General features: G+C 49.9%; 17 protein-coding genes. 3 read left to right on the top strand and 14 right to left on the bottom strand.

Going from position 1 to position 24,428, the window contains the following annotated elements; genetic code table 11:
• Positions 1–2 precede the first annotated feature (2 nt).
• From BFC18_RS04375 to BFC18_RS04360, 4 genes are all read right to left on the bottom strand, one after another.
• The gene (locus tag BFC18_RS04375; protein WP_070123980.1) at positions 3–1,070 is read right to left on the bottom strand and encodes a branched-chain amino acid aminotransferase; all 1,068 of its coding nucleotides are present in this window, start codon (positions 1,068–1,070) and stop codon (positions 3–5) included.
• Positions 1,071–1,440: 370 nt separating this feature from the next.
• The gene (locus BFC18_RS04370; RefSeq protein ID WP_070123979.1) at positions 1,441–2,670 is read right to left on the bottom strand and encodes a dipeptidase; all 1,230 of its coding nucleotides are present in this window, start codon (positions 2,668–2,670) and stop codon (positions 1,441–1,443) included.
• The gene (locus tag BFC18_RS04365; protein WP_070123978.1) at positions 2,670–5,012 is read right to left on the bottom strand and encodes a TonB-dependent receptor; all 2,343 of its coding nucleotides are present in this window, start codon (positions 5,010–5,012) and stop codon (positions 2,670–2,672) included. The genes BFC18_RS04370 and BFC18_RS04365 overlap by 1 nt, the downstream gene beginning before the upstream one ends.
• 392 nt (positions 5,013–5,404) lie before the next feature.
• A complete protein-coding gene (locus tag BFC18_RS04360) occupies positions 5,405–8,710 on the bottom strand; it encodes a S41 family peptidase (protein WP_070123977.1) in 3,306 nt (1,101 codons plus the stop codon).
• Between the two features lie 136 nt (positions 8,711–8,846).
• Here BFC18_RS04360 and BFC18_RS04355 point away from each other — a divergent pair, with 136 nt between their 5' ends.
• A complete protein-coding gene (locus BFC18_RS04355; protein ID WP_245680337.1) occupies positions 8,847–9,596 on the top strand; it encodes a sulfite exporter TauE/SafE family protein in 750 nt (249 codons plus the stop codon).
• A 34-nt stretch (positions 9,597–9,630) separates the two neighbouring features.
• Here the strand turns inward: BFC18_RS04355 and BFC18_RS04350 are convergent, their stop codons facing one another.
• From BFC18_RS04350 to rutA, 5 genes are all read right to left on the bottom strand, one after another.
• Complete coding sequence (locus tag BFC18_RS04350; RefSeq protein WP_070123976.1) at positions 9,631–11,088, bottom strand: NCS1 family nucleobase:cation symporter-1; 1,458 nt, start codon at positions 11,086–11,088, stop codon at positions 9,631–9,633.
• A gap of 68 nt (positions 11,089–11,156) precedes the next feature.
• Complete coding sequence (rutD, locus tag BFC18_RS04345; RefSeq protein ID WP_139138948.1) at positions 11,157–11,987, bottom strand: pyrimidine utilization protein D; 831 nt, start codon at positions 11,985–11,987, stop codon at positions 11,157–11,159.
• Positions 11,977–12,360, bottom strand: coding sequence for a pyrimidine utilization protein C (rutC, locus tag BFC18_RS04340; protein ID WP_070123975.1), 384 nt, complete (start codon positions 12,358–12,360; stop codon positions 11,977–11,979). Before rutC ends, rutD begins: the two co-directional genes overlap by 11 nt.
• Positions 12,361–12,370: 10 nt before the next feature.
• The gene (gene rutB / locus BFC18_RS04335) at positions 12,371–13,111 is read right to left on the bottom strand and encodes a pyrimidine utilization protein B (RefSeq protein WP_070123974.1); all 741 of its coding nucleotides are present in this window, start codon (positions 13,109–13,111) and stop codon (positions 12,371–12,373) included.
• Entirely contained in the window at positions 13,111–14,199 is a 1,089-nt protein-coding gene (gene rutA / locus BFC18_RS04330) for a pyrimidine utilization protein A (protein WP_070124009.1), read from the bottom strand. Before rutA ends, rutB begins: the two co-directional genes overlap by 1 nt.
• Before the next feature lie 292 nt (positions 14,200–14,491).
• Between rutA and BFC18_RS04325 the strand changes: the two genes are divergently transcribed.
• A complete protein-coding gene (locus BFC18_RS04325) occupies positions 14,492–15,679 on the top strand; it encodes a DUF418 domain-containing protein (RefSeq protein ID WP_070123973.1) in 1,188 nt (395 codons plus the stop codon).
• 5 nt (positions 15,680–15,684) lie between these two features.
• On the opposite strand, the gene BFC18_RS04320 is transcribed toward BFC18_RS04325, so the two are convergent.
• The 4 genes from BFC18_RS04320 to BFC18_RS04305 all read right to left on the bottom strand — a co-directional run bounded on the left by BFC18_RS04320 (position 15,685) and on the right by BFC18_RS04305 (position 21,931).
• Positions 15,685–16,242 (bottom strand): uracil-DNA glycosylase family protein, encoded by a 558-nt coding sequence (locus tag BFC18_RS04320; RefSeq protein ID WP_070123972.1) that lies wholly within the window; start codon positions 16,240–16,242, stop codon positions 15,685–15,687.
• Positions 16,239–17,168 (bottom strand): M20/M25/M40 family metallo-hydrolase, encoded by a 930-nt coding sequence (locus tag BFC18_RS04315; RefSeq protein ID WP_070123971.1) that lies wholly within the window; start codon positions 17,166–17,168, stop codon positions 16,239–16,241. The genes BFC18_RS04320 and BFC18_RS04315 overlap by 4 nt, the downstream gene beginning before the upstream one ends.
• Before the next feature lie 97 nt (positions 17,169–17,265).
• Complete coding sequence (locus tag BFC18_RS04310; RefSeq protein ID WP_245680336.1) at positions 17,266–18,900, bottom strand: glucoamylase family protein; 1,635 nt, start codon at positions 18,898–18,900, stop codon at positions 17,266–17,268.
• Positions 18,901–19,012: 112 nt separating this feature from the next.
• Complete coding sequence (locus BFC18_RS04305) at positions 19,013–21,931, bottom strand: TonB-dependent receptor (RefSeq protein ID WP_070123970.1); 2,919 nt, start codon at positions 21,929–21,931, stop codon at positions 19,013–19,015.
• A 632-nt stretch (positions 21,932–22,563) separates the two neighbouring features.
• On the opposite strand from BFC18_RS04305, the gene BFC18_RS04300 reads away from it, so the two are divergent.
• Positions 22,564–23,613 carry a LacI family DNA-binding transcriptional regulator gene (locus BFC18_RS04300; RefSeq protein ID WP_070123969.1) on the top strand — a complete coding sequence of 350 codons (1,050 nt, stop codon included), beginning with the start codon at positions 22,564–22,566 and terminating at the stop codon, positions 23,611–23,613.
• Between the two features lie 54 nt (positions 23,614–23,667).
• On the opposite strand, the gene BFC18_RS04295 is transcribed toward BFC18_RS04300, so the two are convergent.
• Positions 23,668–24,261 carry a hypothetical protein gene (locus BFC18_RS04295; protein WP_070123968.1) on the bottom strand — a complete coding sequence of 198 codons (594 nt, stop codon included), beginning with the start codon at positions 24,259–24,261 and terminating at the stop codon, positions 23,668–23,670.
• Positions 24,262–24,428: the final 167 nt, after the last annotated feature.

Here is a 24,428-nt window from a genome sequence, read left to right as displayed (position 1 = left end):
GTTTAATCGATGGTAGTGATCCAGCCGAACGGGTCTTCAATTTTACCGTACTGAATACCGGTTAACTGGTCGTATAGATGCTTGGAAACAGGGCCTGATTCGTTGTTATTTACTACGTAATCTTTTTGCATAAAGCACAGTTTACCTACTGGAGAGATAACTGCCGCGGTGCCACAGCCAAACACTTCAGTGATTTTGCCTGATTCGATATCAGCCACAACCTGATTCACATCCATGCGTTCTTCACTGACTTCGTAGCCAAGAGTAGGCGCCAGTTTCAGAATAGAGTCACGGGTAATGCCTGGTAAAATACTGCCACTAAGCGCAGGGGTAACAATCTTTTTGCCTTCGTAAACGAAACAAATGTTCATCGCACCCACTTCTTCGATGTACTGACCATGAATTGAATCCAGCCACAACACTTGCGAGTAACCCAGTTCAGCCACTTTTTCAGAAGCCATCAGGCTGGCCGCATAGTTACCACCGGTTTTCGCTTCACCGACACCACCAGCCACTGCGCGACGGTATTCATCGGTAATATAAACCGCAATAGGATTAAAGCCGCCAGCGAAGTACGCACCAGATGGGCCAGTGATAATGAAGTGGGTATATTGTGAGCTTGCGCCCAGACCCAGCTTGCTGCTGGTTGCAATCATCGCCGGACGAATATACAGCGACGAACCGTCTTTAGAAGGCACCCAGGCTGCATCGAGCTTAACCAGCTTTTTCAGTGCTTCCAGGTGTAAGCTTTCTTCCACCTCAGGCATAACCATACGTGCCGCTGAGCGGTTGAAACGACGGCAGTTGGCTTCCGGACGGAACAGGTTAATCTTACCGTCTTCGCGACGATACGCTTTTAATCCCTCAAAGATTTCCTGGCTGTAGTGTAGAACCGCGGCTGAAGGGTCTAATTGAAGTGCCTGATAAGGGACGATTTGCGCATCATGCCAACCCACACCTTTGTCGAAGACCTGGCGAAACATGTGATCAGAAAATACTGCGCCAAAACTAAACTCCTGGGGACATTCGCCGCGTTTATCGGCATCCAGAGGCAACACTTCAATAGACATCTCAACCCTCACTAATTAAACACTCATTGTTTCGGAAACAGCAGACGACACGATTGTCGAAAAGACAGTATGGGTCAGATTCGGAGCTCCAGTTTAAGCAATGTGCTGGAGGCGGCGACAGCCGTATTCACCAGGCTGCCAGAGTGAACCGACGAAGACATGGTCGTTGCTGGTTTGCAGTTTAGCGCAGACACCGCTTAGAAAGAAGTACGAGGAGGCGGTTTATTCTACCAGAGAGATAAACCCTGAGTATTTGAAGCTGAATTGTCTGAGTATTCGATTTGCAGGGTTTACGATTCAGGTAAAAAGGAAAAATAATACAAAACGGACACCATGACGATGCCCGTTAATCAAATTATCAATTACATCACTATTGAGGCTTTTTCAGAGATTCAGCATAGTCTTTAGCCTGTTGCAGTAAGCGCAATGCATTATTACCCCAGATATCAGCCAAATCTTTTTCTGAATATCCTTCCGCCAGTAATCGCCCGGTAATTTTGGGGAGCGCAGCAACATCCATCATATTGTCGACGCCGCCACCGCCATCCCAGTCTGCCCCCACGCCGGTGTGCTGTGGACCAGCCACTTTCAGGATATGAAGGAAGTGTTCCATGTAATCCTCAAAGGTGGCGCGCACGGCCGGATGTTCCATATCGATTTGCTTGCGTTTCGCCTTCAGCGCGGCAATCTCTTCTGCTGTCATCTCCGCCATGTTGCCCATCTGTTTGAACAGCTCACCATAAGCTTTCCCCCGCTCCGGATCGTTGGGTAATTCCTTCAGGTAGGAACTGTAGGCATTTACATGGATCACGCCGCCACTGGCAACCAGCTTTTTAAGCAGAGGGTCATCGACGTTACGAGGATGGTCATACACCGCTTTGGTACCCGAGTGAGACAGTATGACCGGCGTTTTCGACAGCGCAATCATGTCTTTGAGTACATCATCATGAGCGTGGGAAGCATCCAGAATCATCCCCAGTTGATTGGCTTTCTTAATCAGTTCCTTGCCGAGATCGGACAGACCACCATACTGCTGGCCATTGGGATCGGTGGAACTGTCACCAAACTGGTTATTCTTAAAATGCACCGGCCCGACCATGCGCACGCCCATTTTATAGAACGTCTCCAGCAGGCTTAAATCTTCGCCCAGCGGATAGGCGTTTTCCATGCTGATGTACACAATCTTTTTGCCCTGCTTCGCAATGTCTTCGGCATCTTCAGGTTCCGTGGCCAGCGCGAATGTCTCCGGATGTGCCGCAACCATCTCATGAATAGCCATGGCTCGCAGCAACGCTGTGTCTCTCGACTCCCGGAAGCCCGCTTCGGTAACAGGCCCCTGCGATGAATATATCGCCCAGAAGCCACCGTCCAGACCGCCACTGTTCATACGGGGCACATCGACCTGAGAAAAGTCATCATCAAAAGTATGACTTTCCATGATGTCAAAACCTGGCTGCACCAGCAGCGCAGGCGTATCCAGGTGAGTATCCATTACCACCAGCGATTCGTGTATCGCATCACTGCTTTTGTCAGCCAGTGCCGGACTGCACACTGCAGCCACAGCAAGGGCACATAGTGTATGTTTAGCGTGTTTTATCATTAGAAATCCACCGTTAGCGTTGCCTGAAATGTGCGTGGGCTAAGCGGTCTTCCGTAGTTGGAACCCACATAGCCAAATGACACCACCTGTTTATCGAATACATTATCGAGGTTAAATCGCAGGCGGACATTTTCAGGTAAACCGAAATCATTGGGGCCACCAATATCCACATAGGCCTGAGCCACTATGTAGCTGTCCAGCGAATAGGTTTCGTTAAAATCAAGGTATCGTTTGTCGGTATATTTTGCCGAAAAATTAGCCACCAACCATTCTGTCGGTTCGTAGGTGACACCGGCAGTTGCCAGCCATTCCGGGCTGTCAGGTAACATTGCGCCACCGGGGTTGCCGTCGAATCCGTCTTTGAGAGTAGCTCTTTTGTAAGACAGGTTCCCATTGAAGTACAACTGCCGGTCAAACATTTCTGGCTGATAAACACCACTGATTTCAATACCGTAGGCATCGGAAGCACCGGCATTGATGTAGTAGCTCTCTGGCTGTTCAGTGGCTGGGTTGATCACACTGCTGGCAATCAGGCGGTTATCAAACTCGGTGTAAAACAGGGCAATCGAACCGTTGTAATTTTCACGGTTAGTACGGATACCAATTTCATAATTAGTCGCTTCTTCCATGGCCGGTGCCGGTGCATCAAAACTGACTGCAGTGCTGAAAATATCATCCGTACCGTTAGGCAGTGCCGCGTTTTTAGCATAGGAAGTAAACACCTGATCGGTGCTGTTCAGGCTGTAAACCGCCCCCACCATAGGCATGAAGTTTTTCTCATAGTCGTGACCAACACTCTGCGGGCCGTAACCAGGTTCGCTGTCTACCTCATAATCGGCATAGTCACGATAGCCATCGAGGCTGTAATCTACCTGCAGCGCTTTTGCACCGAGGGTAACAATCAAATCGCCATCCATCAGCGTCCAGTCATCTTTCAGATAAAGCTGCGTGGTATCGCGTACTGCAACATAGTCACGGCGGTAATAAGCAATTTCATCGAGCAGCGCCTCACCGTCAGAGCTGCCACCTACTTTATTGGTGCGCTGCTGAATACGATGGTAGGTATCTTCTTCAACCCAGCCACCAAAAGCAAAATGGTGGTCACCGGCAAACCAGTCAAATCCGGCGACAACACCCTTACGTTCACCGTCCATTCCAGATAAACCATACTGCACACCGCGAGGATGCACCACGTCCAGACCTGCGGCGGCCTGACGTTCATATATAGCCAGTGAGTTGCTATAGCTGTCTGGAGAAACCCCTGTACCAACCTTATCTTCGTAATAGGCGGTGGCTTTAAATTGCACATCTTCTGAGAGGTAGGTGCCAAAACTCAAAGAATAAAGCTTGTCATCACGGATATTAATGCGATCTTCGTAGTAGTTGGTACAGCTGCCGGTGAATACCGGTGTAAAATCTGCGTCATCTGCTACCCCATCACCGTTATAGTCATACACGCCAGATTGCGGATTGATACACCCTTCAGGAATAGACGGCGAGTAGCTCAGGTAATAGTTGTCATCGAACGCCTCTGGAGCAGCTGACGGAGAATCATAGTCAAAAAAGTCATTGGCAACGTAAGTGGCCTGTACATAACTATCACCAAACTCATAGAGCGCTTTGGCTTCAATGTGCTCGCGGTCGATGCTGCCGGGTCCACGCCATAAATCGCTATCGGTTTTTGAGCGACTGACGTAGGCCCTGAAACCATTGATGTCGCCTGTTTCAAGCTTCACAAACGTGCGCTGCAGGTTGTAGTCGCCAAGTGAGATTGCTGCCATGCCGCCCATTTCTTCAGACGGCTTCACCGTTTCGTAAGTCGCAATAGGACCAAGGGAAGCATAGGTGGGCTTAGACACATCACCGGCACCCGGTGACGCGATAACTGCGCCCAGGTTTTCGTTATCGACATAGCGGAAAATCGGGCTTCCGCCGAAGGCATCAGAACGGCCCATTGGAATACCGTCGAGCACAAAGCCCATCTGGCTGAGGTCAAACGCACGCACCTGCACCGAGTTACCGAATTCGTATAAACCCAGTGCGCCATCAGTCTGCACGTTGAAGCCTGGCAGGCTTTCCAGCATTTTAAGGCCAGAGATACCGGAAGGCGCAGAGAGTAGCTCTTCGCGGGTTACCGCTACGGTATTGGTTGCGGCATCCTGACCAATGGCGATATCAGTCTGTGAAACCCTGCGTCCAACAACCACGATTTTTTCTTCGTTCTGGGCTGTTTCATCTTCCTGGTTTTGTTGCGCATGAACATGGGTATTTAAAAAAAGTGAGCCAATAATGCTGGCGAGAGAAGAATAGATAAAACGTTGAGACGTTTTCTGATTAGTCATAGTAGAGTGTTCTCATATGGAGTCTGGATGAATGCTTTAAATTTAAAATTCACTGCACACTCCCTGGGCAGTGACAGTCATAAGCAATCAATCACTGCACCAACTACCGAAATTCACTCTATTCTTAGGATAAATTTTCCTTATATTCCGATGAATCACATAATTAATTTCTCAAAGAGCAAAAAACGTACGACGTAATTGGCGAAACTCAACTACTCACTCAGGCTCGCGCACTATTAAAGTGATGTACACCAAATCAGCTGCACCATATTAGACAAAAGTATAAATTAATATCATTTGCCGATGGTATTCTGTTTAATCAAAAAAGGCTGACAAAAGCCCGAAGAAATATCTACGGGCTTTGGTTGTTAGTTTTTGCTTGAGGTGCCAATCTATTTATTCACATCCTTTGCTGGCGTTCTCGCATCCGGGAAGGCTTCGCCTTTCAGCGGGTTAATGGGGTTCAGCTTAATTTGCTCTTCCAGATACTTAATCGCCGCTTCAAGTTGAGCATCTTCACCGTTGAATGTGGCATAGGGCAAATTATCCACTTCAATGTCTGGGCTGATGCCTCGACCTTCTGTGATCCAGCGGCCATCAGCAGCGAATACCGGGAATTCAGCAACACGGGCCATACCGCTATCTGCCACCGAATTTCGGCCAGTTAGCCACACACCGGCACCCGCCGTGGTTTTGCCGATCACCGGCGCAATGCGCATGGCGCGCACACCTGCGGTAAAGGTTTCACCGTCGGAGTAGGTAAACTGGTCGGCTAGCACTACCAGATGACCACGGAAAGTTTGCTGCATATTCGTGCCGGTACTGCCATCAGGATATTGCCAGAACATCCACACACGGCGCAGCAACTTCTCCAGAATCATGCTGTCGACGTTACCGCCGCGATTACGGCGAACGTCAATAATGAGTCCGTCTTTGCGATACTGGGCATAAAACTCACGGGCAAAGTTAGCCACATCACCACCGCCCATAGCGTACAGATGCAAATAGCCAATATCTTCATTGGCTTCACTCACCTTCTCGCCGTTAGCCAGAACCCAATCCTGATAACGTAAGCCGAAATCCTTACCTGTGGTTGTCGGCGTAACAACGGTTTTCAGTTTCCCACCGTTTCGCACCAGTCCAAGCAGCACCTGTTTACCGGCTTTATTCAGCAGTGCACTCACCAGCTGTGCCTCTGTTTTTACGTCGCGGCCATTTACAGACTCGATGATGTCACCTTCCTGTGCATCGACTCCGGCTTGTGCCAGCGGCGGCGCATCCGAGGGTACTTCAGTATCGTAGCGATAGATATGGGTGATTTTCACGCCCTGTTCCGTGTCGTCAAACACGCCACCCAGCATGGCTGCTTTCGGCTGTTCCTTGTCGGTTGGAATATCGCCGCCCCGCACCTGACTGTGCAAGGTATTCATTTCACCCATCATTTGCGCAAATACGTCATTGAGTTCATCACGATGAGTAACGCGTTTTAATAGCGGGGCATACTTATCTTCAACCTGTTCCCAGTCGACGCCGCGCATAGTAGGGTCGAACAACGATTCACGGTGCATCAGCCAGGCGTCGTGAAACAGTTGCGCCCACTCTTTTTGCGGGTTAATCCGCATCTGCCAGTCACCCGCTTTTACCTGCGCGTCGGAGAGATCTTTCGGAAAGCTGCTTTTTGCCGGAACAATGTACATGTTCTTGTTGCCATTACCTCTTTTGAACACAAACATAGCTTTGCCATCTGCCGACAGTTCGTATCCTGCAATACCGGAGGTAACCGTCTTCAACTTAGCGTCGTGTTTCAATTCCAACGCTTTGAGGGTGGCGTTTCGCCCACTTCGGTCACCAACAAACAGCAGAGACTTGTTCGCACTCAGTCCAAAATAATTGCCTGGTGCCACTGGAACCTGCCAGAGCCGCGCATTCAGGCCATCCCATTGTATTCTGCCTGAATCGATGGCTTCTTTCCCATCCTCGTCCTGCTCGGTGTTTTCGTCGTCTTTGCTATCAGCTTCTTGTTCTACTCGCGTGAGTTCCGTTGGAGCCGAAAAACTAAAATCCGCGTCATTGGTTAGATTAAGGGCGAAGATCTGCGTGCGCTTATCAAACTCGGTACCCATGGCGCGGTCACCCCACGGGTTTGATGGTGTAGCCACAAAGTTGCGTTCCGACAGAAAATAGAGCCAGTTGCCATCTGCGCTAAAAGCGGGCGAATAAGACTGGTATTTATCCGATGTGACATCCTGCCCTTTATTTTCTTTCAGGGAGTACAGGAAAACACTGTTGCGTTCATTACCGGTTTTCGTGCGGGTAACCGCCAGCATATTGCTGTCGCCAGACCATACGATGTCAGACTTAGCGAACAAACCATCGCTGTCGTCGAACACTTTCACCTGCGACTTATCTTCGAGATTCATCAGCCAAACTGCACCCGCTTTGTCGTCAAAGGCGAGCCATTTGCCATCAGGCGACAAAGACAACTGCCAGCGATAGGTTGATGCGTCTTGAGTAAGCTGTTCAGCCTGCGCGGAGCCATCGGCAGCGAAACGCCAGATCTCCAGTTCACCGCCGGCATCGTTGAGGGCATATACCCATTTGCGGTCTTTGCTCAGTAGCGCCTGACGGCTGCGAGAATCTTCCGGGGTGGCAATTTCAACCAATCGGGAGCCATCGGTGGTGGCAACCGCAATACGTCCACGTGCGGTGATCACTACCGCATCACCCGTGTTGGCTAAGGACACGTTTTTCAGCAGTTCCAGTGGGCTGTTGTCCCAATGTTCACGCAAGTAAGGAAAATCGGAAACAAGCTGAATCGGCAGGGTTTTATTGCTGCCCGCTTTCAGATCACGCACTACCAGATCAGCACCATTCTGATACACCGCTTTGCCATTCCCCATTGCAGCGCCGCGCACGGTCCACTCATCATATTGCGTTTCTTTTCGCGCACTCTTGCCATTCAGCGTCATTGACCACAGGTTGTCGATGCCGTCCTGATTGCTGATAAAAAACAGTCGGTTCTCATTTAGCATTGGTGTGCGGATAGACCCTTCGTGCTCTGCCGTTAGAAGCTCCGCTTCTTGGGTAGAGCTCAGTTTCCAGCGCCATAAACGCCCTTTCGCGCCGCCCTGATAATAATTGGCATTGTCGCCGGAAAGTTGCAGACCGAAGCGAACGAAGTAGAGCCACTCGCCTTTATCATCAATCACACCTTCTACGGCGTCAGCCAGCGGCAAAGTGGTGGTCTTACCGCTTTTCACATCAAGCAGTTTCAGCACATAGCTGTTGGTCGGGCCCACCCGGCTGTTAGTGCTGTACAGAATTTTTCCGTCAGCAGTCCACTGATGCAGCTTCATGCCCGAATTTTCGAATGTGACACGCTCTGCCAGGCCGCCGCGAATAGGTTTGATGTAGACTTCCGGCGCGCCTTCATAATTAGCAACAAAAGCCAGTTGTTTACCATCAGGTGAGATCACTGGCTGGGTTTCATCAGCAAGTTGCGTGGTCAAGCGGGTAGCGGCGTAGTCACCTTTTTGTTTATCGTTCAGTGTGACTGACCAGAGATCACCTTCGGCATTGAATACCAGTTGATTGTCGTGAATGGCCGGCTCGCGGAAATAGCCCGGCGCCGCCATTGCCTGCGTTACCGTCAGACTTAGCAGTCCGAGGGCGCCACAAAAAGAAAGTGCGGATTTCATTGATGTTTTCCCTGTTCTAAGTGCTTTATAATTAACATTGTTGTTTGTATCGGGTTGTTTTTTACGCTTAAACCTGAACATATTATGCAACGACAGACAATATTCCTCTGTTCTCACACGCTGTTAAGGAAACCTTTTGCTTTTAGACACCCTTTCTGTCGCGGATGTCAGTATCGTACTGGCAATCGGCTTTATGGTTGGCCTTGCCAAGGCCGGTATTCACGGAACCACCCTGCTGTCAGTGCCATTGCTGGCGCTGCTGTTCGGAGGAAAAGGCTCGTCGGGCATTATGTTACCCATGTTAATTGCCGCCGATATTTTTGCAGTCTATCACTACCATCGTCACGCAAACTGGCGCTTTCTGATGAAACTGTTTCCTCCTGCGATTGTCGGCGTGATACTGGGTACCTGGCTGGGAGAATCCATCGACGATGCACTGTTCGTACAAATCATGGCGGTGATTATCTTTCTGAGTGTGGGCCTGATGCTGTGGCTGGAGAAACGCAAATCGGCGGTGCCCGATAATCACGCTTTTGCAATCGTTACGGGTGTGATGGGCGGCTTTACCACCATGGTAGGTAATCTGGCTGGTTCAGTAATGGCCGTGTATCTGTTGAGTATGCGTCTGCCGAAGAATGTGTTTATTGGCACCGCGGCATGGTTCTTTCTGGTGATTAACTTATTCAAAGTGCCGTTTCACGTTTTTGTATGGGAAACCATTAACTGGGAAACCCTGCAACTGGATTTAATTGCCCTGCCTCTCATTATCGCTGGTGTGTATACGGGGATTTGGCTAGTGAAGAAAATCAGTGAGGCGCACTATCGATGGTTGGTCATTGTAATGACTTTGGTGGCTGCTGCTGCGTTGATCCCACGCAGTCTGTAACGCCAAACACCGAAAATGGAAGACCGGCATTTATTCAGGCCGGTCTTTTCGCCAACAGCAAATAGAGGCTACCAGCGACGGCAACACCCACGAACCAGGCGTACGCATAAAGGCTATCGAAAATCCCAGGCACACTCTCAACCACACCAGCTGCATGCAAGAATCCCGGCAGGTTCGGTAGAATGCCGACCACCAGTGCAATCAAGCCTGCCCTGTTCCAGCCATTGTTTTCACCATATTCACCGTCGTGCACAAATAGGGCAGCGGTGTTTAACTGGCATTTGCGCAGAATAAAATAGTCGGCAATCAGAATACCAGCGATGGGACCGAGCAGCGCAGAATAGCCCACCAGCCAGGTAAACAAATAGCCACCGGCGGTTTCCAGTAGCTTCCACGGAAAGATGGCAATGCCGATACCGGCAGTGATGTAACCGCCCATCTTAAAGCTGATTTTTTGTGGGTTCAGGTTGGAGAAACCATAAGCCGGCGCAACAATGTTCGCCGCCAGATTAGTGGTTAACGTGGCGAGAGCCAATGCCGCCAGTGAAATGACCACGCCCATACCGCCCATTCTGCCTGCCAGTACCACCGGGTCCCATATAGCCTCACCGTAAATGGTTACCGTTGCAGATGTCACTGCTACACCGATGAACGCAAACAACGCCATGGGTAACGGCAGACCAACGGCTTGTCCGATAATTTGATCCCGTTGGCTGCGGGCAAAACGGGTGAAGTCAGGAATGTTCAGCGCCATGGTCGCCCAGAAGCCCACCATGGCGGTGAGACCGGGAATGAAGGTGGACATAAACTGGCCCTCCTTTGCCCCGCCTTCCACAAATTGCGACGGTGCTGACAGCATCTCGCCGAAGCCACCGGCTTTGATGTACGCCCAAATCAACAAAGCTAATCCCATAGTAATCAGAAACGGGGCGGCATACGTTTCCAGCCAGCGGATGGAATCGGTACCGAATTTAATAAACACCAGATGCAGCGCCCAGAACAAAAGAAAACAGATGGTTTGTGCCACATCGATGCCAAGGAACGGTAATGGATTGGTGACCAGCGCATCATCAGTGACGGCGTTCAAGATAACGTAAATGGCGGAGCCGCCTACCCAGGTCTGAATACCAAACCAGCCGCAGGCCACAAGCCCTCGTGCCACGGCAGGAATGCGGGCCCCTCGCGTGCCGAAAGACGAGCGTAATAGCACCGGAAACGGCACACCGTACTTCGCCCCTGCGTGACCAATCAACAGCATGGGCACCAGCACAATGGCATTACCCAGTAAAACAGTCGCGACGGCCTGCCACCAGTTCATCCCTTCTGAAACCAAACCGGCGGCCATCATGTAACTGGGCACACACACCACCATGGCAACCCAGAGCGACGCATAATGCGCCCAGGTCCAAGTGCGATCTGCGGCTGCCGTCGGCGCTAAATCCGCATTCCACAGGTCGGCATCGTGTGTAGGCAAACCGCGTTGTTTTTCCATTCCTTCAGGGCCCCAATGATTTTGATGACATAACTAAGTGGCAGCTTACCGCATCTAGCCTACTATCGTCAGGATGTCTCCTCTGACACATATCCTGAAAGGTGAGTGAGAATGAGATCATTCACGATATTGGGTACAGTAACAGTACATGCATGGCCGCCATAATCCAGCACCGATAGAGCCGCACAGGGCAGTCTGGCGGCGAGGATTTGTGAGCGTTTCCACGGTACCAGCAAATCATCACGGTCGGCGATAATAAACGTATCGGTTTCGATGCCGGACAGACGATCATCAATATTGAATGTGGTTAACGCCTCAATACGCGTTAGCAAGTTGGCCTCATCAGGAAAATGCGCAAGCAGGTGCGCCTCTTCGGCCTGCAATGCTTCAGCGTGTTCCACAATCCAGTCTGGGGGATACAAAATAAGCGTCTGCATCTGCAGAAAAGCGGCTTTGTCGCCTGCTGCCAATAACGCTTTACGGATATTAAAACAACGAGCTGAATGGATGTTCGGACAGCTCCAGGCGTTGATGGGGATGAGGCTTGTGAGCATGGACGGACGCTTGAGTGCCAGTTCCAGCCCGACTAATCCGCCCAGCGCGTGTCCAATAAGATGGCACTCGGTAACGTCCAGACTATCAAGCAGTGCCAACAACTCATCTGCCATGTCGGCAATCGAGTAACCTTTTGGCAATGCCGCCGGACTTCGGCCTGTGCCGAGGTGATCGTAGGTGATCACCCGGAAGTTTTTGGTCAGCGCCTCAAGTTGCGGTTTCCAGAAGTTAGCCGACCCGCCCAGTCCTGAACTTAATACCAGCGTGGGCGCGTCTTCATTTCCAGCTTCATTGGCTCCGACAGGCTCGTGAATTTCATAGTACAACACAGGCTTATCCGACATGGGCGATACTGGCAATTTCAACTAACGCTTCGGGTTTCACCAGTCCCACCTGAATACAGTAGCGAGCCGGTTTCTCCCCTGGGAAATACTCAGCGTACACCTTATTGATCGCGCCGTAATTGGCCCAGTCGGTGAGCAGAATGGTGTTGAAGGTCACATCATCCATGGTGCCTCCGGCTTCCTCAATCACGCTTTTAACTGTTTCCAGTACGTGACGAGTTTGTGCTTCAGCATCCCCTACATGCACCACATTGTTGTCTTTATCGAACGGTAGCGTGCCAGAGACATACACGATATTGTCCGCCATGGTGCCGGGTACAAATGGAGCGATAGGCACGCCGGTGCCTGCGGGAATAATTGCTTTCTTGCTCATGATTATTTCCTTATTTAGAGGCCATCAGGGTACAGAATTCATCCACGCTGGAGACCCAGCCGAAAAAGGTTTCAATGTTAAACAATGCGGCATCGTGGGCACTGCGTGGCCCAGCCTGATAGGTCGCGTCTTCCAGCACTATGCCGAAATACTCCAGAAAGAAGCCGTCACGCAAGGTCGATTCCACACACACATTGGTGGCGATACCAGTAAAGACAAGATTACGAATGCCGCGGCTGCGCAGCATGCTGTCGAGGTTAGTATTGAAGAAGCCGCTGTAGCGGGTTTTCGGGATCACCATGTCGCCGGGCTGCGGTTTAAGTTCATCGACTAAGTCATAGTCCCAGGTGCCTTTGGCTAGCATGGTGCCCATCAGTTCAGGCTGCTTACGCATGGTTTTAAGGGCGTTGGATTTGTACCAGTTCGGTGAGCCCGGCCCACCAGCCTCGTGATAGTCAGGGTCCCAGCCATTTTGGAAAAACACCACGGGCATGCCGTTAGCACGAGCCACTTCCAGCACTTTGATGGTTTTAGCAATAACCGGGGCCGTGGTAGACACATCAAAACCCGCTTTATCCAGATAACCGTTTTTGCTGGCATAGGCATTCTGCAAATCCACCACAATGACTGCGGTTTCTGCAGGATTAAAAGTGATAGGCTCGGGTTTCGCGGGCAGTACTTTTTGCGAAGGCTGCCCTGCCCGCTCAGACTGAAAATAACCGGCCACTTCATAGTAAGACTGCTCTGCCATTACGCGGCTCCTGTCTTGTCGTACAGATGCTGACGGGATTTCATCAGTGGCTGAATTTTGGTGCCGAAATCATCCATGCCTTTAAGGAAATCATCGAAGGTCAGCAGTACACCACCGCAGCCGGGCACGGTATCAATTTCATCCAGCATGGCGGCCACAGAGGCATACGAACCCACCAGCGTCCCCATATTCAAGTTTACCGCCGAAGTGGGGTTGGTCATATCGCGGACGTTGGTATCTTTGCCGGACGTTTTGTCTGCGGCGCCCTGCTCTGCCATCCAATCCAGCGCAGACTGATCTTTACCTTCTTTGTATAACTCCCATTTTGCCATGGCCTTTTCATCGGTTTCGTCGGCAATCACCATGATCAGTACTGCGGAATCGACCTTTCTCTCGGCTTTCGCAGCAGCTTCAATTAAACGTTCAGAGGTCGGTGAAAATGCAGTAGGTGTATTCACCCCTTTGCCAAAACAGAAGTTGTAGTCGGCGTGTTTCGCAGAGAACGCCATACCAGACGCACTCTGGCCAGCGCAGATAATAGGAATTTTGCGGGACGGTTTAGGCAGCATGCGACAGTCGTCCATCTGGAAATGCTCGCCTTTGAAATCACTCTGACCGGTTTCCCACAGTTCTTTCACCACGGTGATGTACTCTTCGAGATATTCGTAGCGGTTACCGAAGAACTGATCGCCGGGCCACATGCCCATCTGGGAATATTCCGGACGCTGCCAGCCGGTGACAAGGTTCACACCGAAGCGACCGTTGGAAATGGAGTCTATGGTTGTGGCCATGCGCGCCATGATGGCCGGCGGCATCACCAGGGTTGCCGCGGTGGCATACAGCTGAATTTTGCTGGTAACGGCAGCAAGGCCGGCCATCAGGGTGAACGATTCAAGATTGTAGTCCCAGAACTCGGTATCGCCGCCGAAGCCACGAAGCTTGATCATCGACAGGGCGAAATCCAGATCGTACTCTTCAGCCTTCATCACGATTTCTTTGTTTAAATCAAATGTCGGCTTGTACTGAGGAGAAGTTTTTGAAATCAGCCAGCCATTGTTCCCGATTGGAATAAAAACGCCTATATCCATTTTCGCTCTCACTTGATGTTTCGTGACCACCGATATAGCAGCCATCCCTGACGGTGTTCTTCTTTGTTTTTCATCGTCGTTCATAAAACAAGCGAGCATTAATCGCGCCATGAATTTAAAGTCTTAAAATTCATAAAGTTAAATTAAAATAAATACAAAAATCAGACCATTTGGTCCATTTTAGTTCAGTGCTATTGGCTGCTTTGCAGTCTCATGGTGCAAAGTTTGAGCGGATTCAGGTTATTCTATAGAGGTTGTGAAAAGGAAAAAGGCATCTCTAAAAGGATTGACTATGCGACTACATTCTCTGGACGCCATACGCGGTGTCGCGATTCTTGGCATTCTCATCATGAACATTCCGTATCATGTGAATATGCTAGTGGGCTATGCCCATTTTGCGCCCCCCTTGTTAACCGACCAGATAGTGAGTTTTCTGCAGCTTATTTTTGCCGACGGACGGTTTCGAACGTTGTTCAGTATTTTGTTTGGAGCGGGATTAGCCATTCAGTACGGGCACTGCGAGAAGAATAAGTATAACCCATCGCTTTTTATTAAAACCCGACTTAACTGGTTGCTCCTGTTCGGCGCATTGCACGCGCTGTTTATTTTCGGGGGTGACATTCTGATGTACTACGCGATTTGCGGCATGATCGCAAGAAAGTACCTGATGAATGACAATGCAGCATTAATGACAAAGGCACGTAATTTCTTACTTATTGGGGGCGTCGTCATCCTGGTTATGTTCGCCGCCATGCTTGTTTTCTCCTCACCGGACGATTTGATGATACGCGGCTCAGACAACTACCAGGAACAGTTGTCAGTGTGGCGTAGCGGATACATCATTCAAATGTTGGCGCAAGGCGGTGTGGCGCTGGCGTTTCTGGTATTCGCTTGCATTGTGATGATATGGCAGACGCTTGGCCTGATGTTGCTGGGCGTATACCTGTTCCGAAGCGGATTTTTCATCAATGGTTTTAGCCCGCAACTATTCAGAAAAATTATTATCGCTGGAATTGTAAGCACGCTGCTCGCCATGCAACCGCTGATATTGCAATCGATATACATGGAAGAATTCGCGGTGATGTTGTCATCGATTTCCGCGATATTTGTGGCATTGGTGTACGCGCACCTGCTGGTAAAATGCCAGCAAAAGGAAAACTGGCTGTTCAGTACCTTACGCAATTGTGGTCGTATGGCGTTCTCTTTATATCTGTTGCAATCCATCTGCATGGCGATATTGTTCCGAGCGATAATGCCCCAAGTTAACCCTGGGTTTGAAGAAACCATGACACGAACCGATTTACTTTTTATCGTGGTGGTATTCACTGCTATCCAAATGCTGCTGGCGAATGTGGTTATGAATAAGTTCGGTCAGGGACCGTTTGAGAAACTATGGCGATATTGCTATTTGCGTAGCTTTTATAAAAAGGCAGAAAAGGCAGCATTATCGGCGATCGAAAAACCGACAACAGTTCAATAGTGCTTTCAACTCAGCAGCACACTGAGCGATTTCCGCAGTACAGGCAGACTGCGGGCTTCAAACCATGGATTACGCACCAGCCAGCGGTTGTTTCGCCCTGACGGATGAGGCAAAACGTAGCGGTTGCCTGGGGATTGTGTTGTCGCTTCGACGGCTTCGGTCAGGGTTTTAAATTGTGGCAGGTAATACTGCTGGGAATAGCGGCCAATATGAATGGTTAAGGCTGGATTTAACTGTTTAATCACGCTGGCATGCCAGGTTTCGGCACAGATTTTAGGTGGCGGCGCATCCGCCCCATTTTTGTAGCCAGGGAAGCAGAATGCCATGGGCATGTGAGCGAACAGGCCGGAATAAAACTTTTCTCTGTCTACGCCCAACCAGCTACGCAGTTTGTCGCCGGAGGCATCGTTCCAGGGTATATTGCTTTCGTGCGCCTTGATCCCCGGCGCCTGCCCGATGATCAGAATGCGGGCATGTTCGCTAAACTGAAACACCGGATTCGGTGCATGGTCGAAATCGCCAGCGCACAGGGTGCACTGGCTTATCTGATCACTCAGATTCAAATCGCATCCAGATTTTGTTCAAAGAAAGTCACCGCATCGACCACCGTCGCAACCGAACGGTAGAAGAAATCCAGCGGGATATTTTCATAGGTATCACTGGGTTTGTGATAGTGTGGGTGGTCTTCCACGCCAAAATACAGAAACGGAATACCTTGTTTGAAGAACGCACCGTGATCAGACTGCATTGTCCAGTCCTGATCGCCGTCTTCCGGTTTGTCATGCCCCATCAGCAAGTGAATACTCGCGCGCTTTGCCAGTTGCTCAACCAGTGGCCTCAGTGCCGGATTATGATAGGTGCCAGAAACATATAATTCGTCTTTTGTGTTCTGCGCCAGCATGTCGAAGTTGATTGCCAGCGCAGGGTTAACGATTTTATGCACTGCCAGCGAAGCGGCTATATGGCGGCTACCCTGCAAGCCCATTTCCTCGGCATCAGGGAAAATGATCCACAAATCGTGCTGTGGCGGTTTTGCCGCAAAAGTTTCCATTACCGCTAGTGCTGCTACCACACCCGACGCATTGTCGTCGGCGCCGTTGTAAATCTCCCCCTTGTTAATGCCAACGTGGTCGTAGTGGGCAGTAACAATAAGACTCTTATCTGACTCCCCGGTGCCTTCGAGATGCACCAGAATATTAATGCCCTGAATCACTTTTCCTTCACCTTCTTTTCGAGGTTGAACGTCAAATGGCAGCACTTCCACATCAACATTGCCTTTAAAGGCTGTCGCATGAATCCTATCCAGAATGTACTCACGAGCTTTTTCAGCGCCTTCTGTGCCTGTTCTGCGTCCTTCCATGTCATCAGCGGAAAGGGTTTTGAGGCCAGAGGACAGCACTGACGGCTCAACAGGGCTGGTTTCACAAGAGGCAGAGTGACTGAACAGAAAGGCTGACGTCAGCAAAAGCGCAACGGGAGAAAACTTCATGATGGTTCCTTTAAAAATGCATGGCAGGAGCATAACGGAACCACCACAAATACGCGAGGCCATTATCTGCGAATGGCCAGAGAGGTTTTAGAAAAGGTCATGAAGAAGGCTCCTGATCACTTTTTGCGTTGAGGCGGGTACGCACATTGCGGTCAACCGAGAAACCGAGCTTTTTCAGCCCGCGCTGCACGTCTTTATCTTTCATGAAGGTGTTCCACAGCAGTGCGGACCGATAGTTTTCAATCATGCCCACGATGGGCCCCTGATCGATAGCAAGATAGGTGTTGCGTACCTGAGTTTCCGGATCGCCCGAGACACTCAGGTTAATGCCGTCGAAAAAGCCCATCCGTCCGAACAGATGCTTACCGTGGTTGCGGTAAAGGTTTTTCAGCACCTTCATCGATTCCTCAGGGGTATAGGGCATCGACGACAATGCTGCCGTTGGCGCAATAGTACCGTGGTCCCGCTCCGCACCCGGGGCATGGGCGGTGTATCCAACCGGCACCATATCACCGGCGGTCAAACCCCAGAAGTCCTCGCCGTAACCTTCCCAGCCAAATGGGTTATCGATGCTGTAAGCCCGGTTAATAAGCGTGTGGCGACGGTTCTGTTCCCAGTAATTGGCGTAGCGATCTCGCAGGCCTCTTGGATCAAGCCCCATGAAACTGTAGTGGGCAAAGAACAGCGGACCGCCCATGTTGACTTTATTACCCAGTGGTAATGTGATGCCGTAGTACTCAGAGTAGTTGCGGAATGTCTCATTTTCCCAGCTTGCCCAACCGTCATGGTAGGGCTTTGCAGAAATTGGATTGGTGGGTGATGACGCTGCCAGCACGTAAACGATCAATGCTTCGTTGTACCCTTTGATCGGGTGATTCATTTTCCAGCCGTAGTTTTTCGACCAGTGCCAGTACAGAATATCTCGGCCCTGGGTGTACCACTGCCAATCCATGTCTTCCCACAGTACCGTAATGCGCTGGCGCAGGCGCTTTTCTTCTTTGTTATCGCTATCGAAATACTGGCGTGCAGTGAGCAGCCCCTGCATCATAAACGCAGACTCCACAATATCGCCGCCGTCATCGAACTTACTAAAGTTAAAGGCGTTCAGATCGTCAGCGGTATACCAATGCGCCCACATACCTTTAAAACGTTCAAATTGTTCCAGATGGTCAGTCATTTTATTCAACCGGGCGACAGCCGTTTCCCGGGTTATCCAGCCACGCTCTGCAGCGGTGATGATGGCGGCAATACCAAAGCCCGTGCCGCCTGTGGTCACAATATCACCGTCTTCATCCATAAACGGAATGCGTTCCCGAGCCATGCCACTGGAGGGTTCAGCATATTCCCAGAAATAGCGGAAGGTGTATTTCTGCACCATATTCAGCAATTCGTCATCGGTGAAGTCCCGGGTGCTGGCAGTGCCACTGGCAATTTCAGTGGCTTTATCGTCTTCCACTGCCATCAGGCGGTATTTCAATTGCAGGTTTGCCCCCATATCACGGACAAAATCCAGCGCAAAACTGCCGTTGGTTTCCTTTCGGGTCTGCCATTTCTGACCGCCGTCCGATGACACATCAATCCGGTAATGAGTGCCTTCCTCATAGAGGTCATCCCAGTTCAGCTCCACGTGGCTGTCGTACCCTTCCAGGGTCCAGTCAGCCGCCATCGCCGGAGGGTGCATTGTCAGAATTGCAGCGGCGGAAATACCGCGAAGAAGATGTGATAAACGCATTGTCTAGTCTCTGATTTAATTCGTTGTATTTAAGTTGTGTCGTCAGGTAAAAGTACGGGGCAGAAAGCCTGCCCCGCAAATCGTCCTCTTCAGAGGAGCTTATTGATAAGGTTTAGAAGCGCCAGCCGGCAGAGAGTTTCAACTGACGCATACCGCCGTTGGAGGCCGAGTTGGAGTTAGGCTGGCCGAAGGTTTCCAGGTCTGGGTTAAGATAGAAGTTGCCATAGTTGTCTTCGTTGAACAGGTTTTGCACATCGAAACGTATCCAGGCAACAGAGTTCGCAACGAGATAATCGGTTGGAAAATCCTTATTCAGCGCCAGATCGAAGCGGGAATAGCCGCTCTTCGACGGTTCGGCCCGCTCGAAGGTACACTGGTTATTGTCGTCACACAGGGTGTATTGGAAGATACGCTCTGACGACCAGGTGTACTTGGCGGTGAGCGCTATGTTCCATGGCAGGTCGTAGGAACCGGTAATCACCACGCGATGGTCCGGCACGCCTACCGATTTATTCCAGCCGTAGTCACCAACACTTTCATAATCAAAGGCATAGACTTCGCTGTAGACCCGGTTCTCTTCTGCATCGGTAAAGGTGTACGCAAGGTTCACGCCCCAGCCATCTTTATGAGAACGGTTCAGTTTGAAGTACAGGTTATTGGCACGGGTTTCACCATCGTTAGTAGCGATGATCAAACTCCCCCAGCCCGGAATACCGTAACCCCACGGCGATCCCCAGTTAGTGCCTTCCTGAAAGAATTCACCATTTGGCAAGCGGTTGCCCAGCAGCCAGTTGAAGCCATTTTTACTCACTACCCGAGCTAAGCTGACTTCGGTATTCCAGTCACCAAAAACGCTGCGCACACCGAAACTCATCTGATCGGAATACGGCATTTTAAGATCGTTTGGCAGCATGTAACGGGTTCCGCGGATTTCGGTGCTGGCAATCAACGAATCCAGACCGCTTTGCGTGAGGTACGATGCATCCCACGGTACACAATTTGTGGAAGAGTCGTCACAAGGATTGGCGGCATCGCCCTGGAAGAAGTATTCCGCGGTGGTGAATGAACCTGTGCTCATTTCCAACTGCATGAAGTCAAACTGGTTGCGGTCGTAGGAACGGCCATAGCCACCAAACAGCATGTGATTTCTGTCTTCATCCATCACGTAACTAAAGCCCAGGCGAGGCTGCCAGGCACCGGTGAAGTACTCCCGCTCAACGCCGGTGCTGATGTAGTCGTCGATATTGTAATTTGCGTTCTCGATATTTTCCCAGCCACGCAGCGCCTCGACCAGTTCGTCGGGGGTTTGATAATTTTTGTAGCTGGGCGTTTCTTCGTAATCCCAGCGAATACCAATATTCATTGTCAGGCGATCGGTGACTTCCCAGTCATCCTGAATATACAAACCCAATTGTCGGTTTTTCGCTTCAACGGCACCGCCTACGGAACCGCTCGCGGGGATCCCCCACTGAACACGATAAGGCTGAACCACATCAAATTCGCCCTGGCCATTGAATTCAACGTTGTAGTAATACTGCGGATTTATTGGCTGCTGCTGGATGGTACGAAGTTCTATGTCTTTGTATTTGATACCGGCTTTGATTACATGGTAACCGTTCCATTCAAGATCCAGCCAGGTGAAATCGTTCTGAATCCCCCAGCCTTTCTGGCCCTTTTCCTGGTAGTCCTGGCCACCGCCAACATTAATGATCGACTGATTTTCTGCGGTTTCCAGTCGCATACCGATTTCATCGGTGAACGCGCGCGGATTCCACGCTGCATCTTCATAGGTCACACGGAATTCATTCTGCCAGGCATCCGCTGTGTAGGTGTATTTCACATGGTAACGGTGGTCTTTCACTTCACGATCCACACCATATTCATAAGCATTAGCGCCACCAAAGCCGGATACATCACTTTCATCACGCAGTTTCACCGACGCTTCTATGGTCTGGTCGGCGTTAATCATCCAGTCGATTTTGCCAAAAAACAGATCTTCTTCGAAATCAGACGCGAAACGACCAATACTGGATGCGTATTCAGAAGGTAAGGTGACAAAGTCGATGCCGGAACCACCAATCACATCTTGTGGCTGTGCGATGGTTTTCTTCTCATAGGAAGCGAGGAAATGCAGTTGATCTTTAATGATCGGGCCAGCGAATGTTGCACCAGCGTGGCGAATCAATGAGCGGGTTTTGCCTTCCGTTTCATTAGGCTCGGCTTCGCGGAAGCCTTCATCGGTGTAGTCGACAAAAAAGTCGCCTTCAAATTCATTGGTACCGGAACGGGTCACGGCAGTGATCGCTGTACTCCCCACCTGATCGTACTCGGCTTTATAGTTTTGGGTAATCACTTTGTATTCGCCAATAGCACTTTGCGGAAACGGATTACCACGGCTGGAATCCTGGCCGGTAACACCCCCCTGAAGTACATAATCTTTCTGGCTCACACCATCGAGAAACACATTCACACTTCGCTGATGCTGAGCACCGCCGCGTAAGCTCACGCTGCCGTCGGCACCAGTATTCACCTGAACGCCTGGTGCCAAGTCAGCGAAGGCCAGAAAATTACGGTTGTTTTGAGGCAGGCGCATCATCATTTCGGGGGTGATGTTAGTGCCAATTTCTCCCCCCGAGAACGCCTCAATCCGAGTACCGGATACGGTGATCACTTCAACATTGTCGTCGCTGGCTGCCACATCGAAATTCAGTCGCGCAGACTGGCCGACTCTTAGTGTGATTTCTTCCACATCACCGTCGACAATGACCTGATAAGTGCCGGGTCGCAGACCAACAAACACATAAGAGCCATCTTCGCGCGTGGTGGTTTCATTCACATAGCCCCGTTCTGTATCGCGAGCCATGACCTTTTTACCGGCGGCGCTGTCTACGGCACTGTCCACGGTACTCACCACTTTTCCGCGCAGGGTAGCACCTTCAATTTGTGCCAGCGTCGGAAAACTGGTTACGCCGGCTGAAGCAATGACAACGGCAAGGGCACTGCGTTTAATCCAATGTGGTGCGGTGTTCATATGTGTCTCTCCATAAAAGTGGCCCAGTGCGCTCCTGCGATACTCCACACGCAACCTGTCGCCAAAAAATCTGGTAAATAGGCTGTAACGCCCTTCTTTATTTTTGGAAACCGATTTCATTACCCAGGCAATAAAAAGCTGGATTCAGGATCATTTGCGCCCTGCTCCAGCGATCTGATATCGAATTTACATTAGCCTAAAGTCTAAAGTCAAACACAAAAAATTAACATCTATTCTCAAGAAAAATAACAACAACAAAGTCTAGAGCCATGAATTAATTGAAATTAAGCTGAGACACAATGTTAAAATACTGATACGTGCCCAGAGTACAATGAGATTATTTTTTAACATTAAATCTCAAACGATTGATTTGTGTTTGGTGTAATTCTGCCTTCTACCCAGACGTAGAACCTGTGAACTGGAAACAAAAAAAGTCCATATAAAACAGTTGCAAAATTTAGTTAACAGACAATCAAAACGTCAAAATGGAAATCGATTTCCAAACTAAATTGCTTTACTTTGCAATCGATGCCAGACTTAACCACCCTCATTCAGGCTCCACATATGGATATCGACCTGAGCGATGGAAGTTATTTGCTTAAAAATAAACGTATTTCCGGGACATCCAGAGAATGGACTATAAAAAAACAACAACGGCGAATACCAATAAAGAAATGGCCATGAGCGACATCGCCACAAAGGCTGGCGTGTGCAAGGCAACCGTTTCACGGGCGTTAAATACGCCAGATCGAGTGAGTGCCAAAACCCGTGAAAAGGTACTCAAAGTGGTTGCTGAAATGGGCTATACGCCAAACAAGCTGGCTGCCGGTCTACGTCAGGGTAAATCCCGCAATATCGCTATCATGTTGCCTGATATTACCAACCCTTACTTTTCCCCAGTGATCAGAAGTATCGAGAATGTAGCAAATCAGCGGGGCTATTCGGTGGTGCTTAACGATACTCAGGACGACCCGGCTTTAGAACGCACTTTTGCTGGCATGGTGAGAACCCGACAAGTTGACGGTATTATCACAAATTCGAGTCGTATTCCTTTTGATGTTGACCCGTCCAAACCGTTGGACGAACAACTTCCACCGCTGGTGAATGCATCCGAGTTCACAGAGCTGAGCGGTATTCCCAAAGTCGGCGTCGATAACTACCAAATTGGTGTTGAAGCTACTGAGCATTTACTTAAGTTAGGCCATACAAGGATTGGCGTGATTGCCGGCCCGGATACAATTAACAGTAGCCAGCTTCGTGAGAAAGGCTTTCGAGATGCAATGGTTAAGGCGGGTGTGAAAGTAGAAGAAAAACTGGTGTTTCATGGCGACTTTTCCAGTCAATCAGGCGTAACCGGTGCACAACGACTGATGCAACAACGCCATCGGCCCACAGCCATTTTCTGCTTCGGCGACCTGGCGGCCATTGGCGCATTGCACGCGTTAAGAGAACTGGAATATCGGATACCTGACGATGTGTCAGTGATCAGTGTAGACGGTATCGCGCTGGGCGAATATTGTGCCCCACCCCTCACTACCATTGCCCAACCTATGGAACAGATAGGCAAAACCATAGCCACTATTCTACTGGATTTGATTGATGGCAAACCGCCGCAGCAAGAAGTGAATATTCTGCCCCATCAGTTGGTAGTGCGTAAAAGTACCGGGCCAGTGCCGAAGTAGTTTATAAAACCCTATAGTTCTGACCCTTGTCGGGCCTACTTTACAATTAACTTACTACGCAACGGCCGCCATTATATTTCTCAGATTCTCGATTGGTTTAGATCTTCTCTTAACCAGCACATCTTCATTTATTTTCAGGATTATGCTCTTTAGCAAATCGGTTGTATTTTCAATATGCGTCAGCGCTTTAAGGTGCTCAATGTCATCGAAAATTTGACGTCCTTTTAACGACAAGCGTTTTTCTGACCTACCAGATGCCAGCTCGCTTTTAAGGTACTGCGCGATTTTTTTTGCTGCCTTTTCATCTTCCGACAATTTATGGATGTAGTACTTCATCATACTGGGAACAAAGTCTGTAGATGCACCGATTTCGAGCGTTGCCAGGTTGAGAATGTCAATCAGGTGCGCAGGCAAGCGCCCTTCAACCGGCTTGCGCCTGGCCTCATACTGACGTTTGACGGCCGGAGTTGATTGATGTGGCAGAACAGTAACGCTGTCACATTTGTCACACACACCCACCAGTACATTTTTCACAATTCCACGACCATCACTGAAAGGCACATCTCTTAACTGAAATGTCGCATTTTCAAATGATTGGCATTTATTACATGCCGCCTTTTGCGACTCGCCTACTTTGAAAATTTTCATAATTTTCCTCAATGATGAACACTAATGAATACGCTGTTCGGCTCTACAAAGTACCACTTGATATACCAATCCTGCTTCAAGTGTCACTCTCCCGATTGCCAATAGATTTTTAACGTCAATGTCATCTCTCACTTCATGAGAAACGAGCCCTTTTTCTAAACACTCGA

The organism is Alteromonas confluentis, from assembly GCF_001757105.1.
GTDB classification, from domain to species: domain Bacteria; phylum Pseudomonadota; class Gammaproteobacteria; order Enterobacterales; family Alteromonadaceae; genus Alteromonas; species Alteromonas confluentis.
The sequence above is the reverse complement of the archived record's forward strand: the minus strand, read 5'-3'. Positions and strand labels throughout refer to the sequence as shown.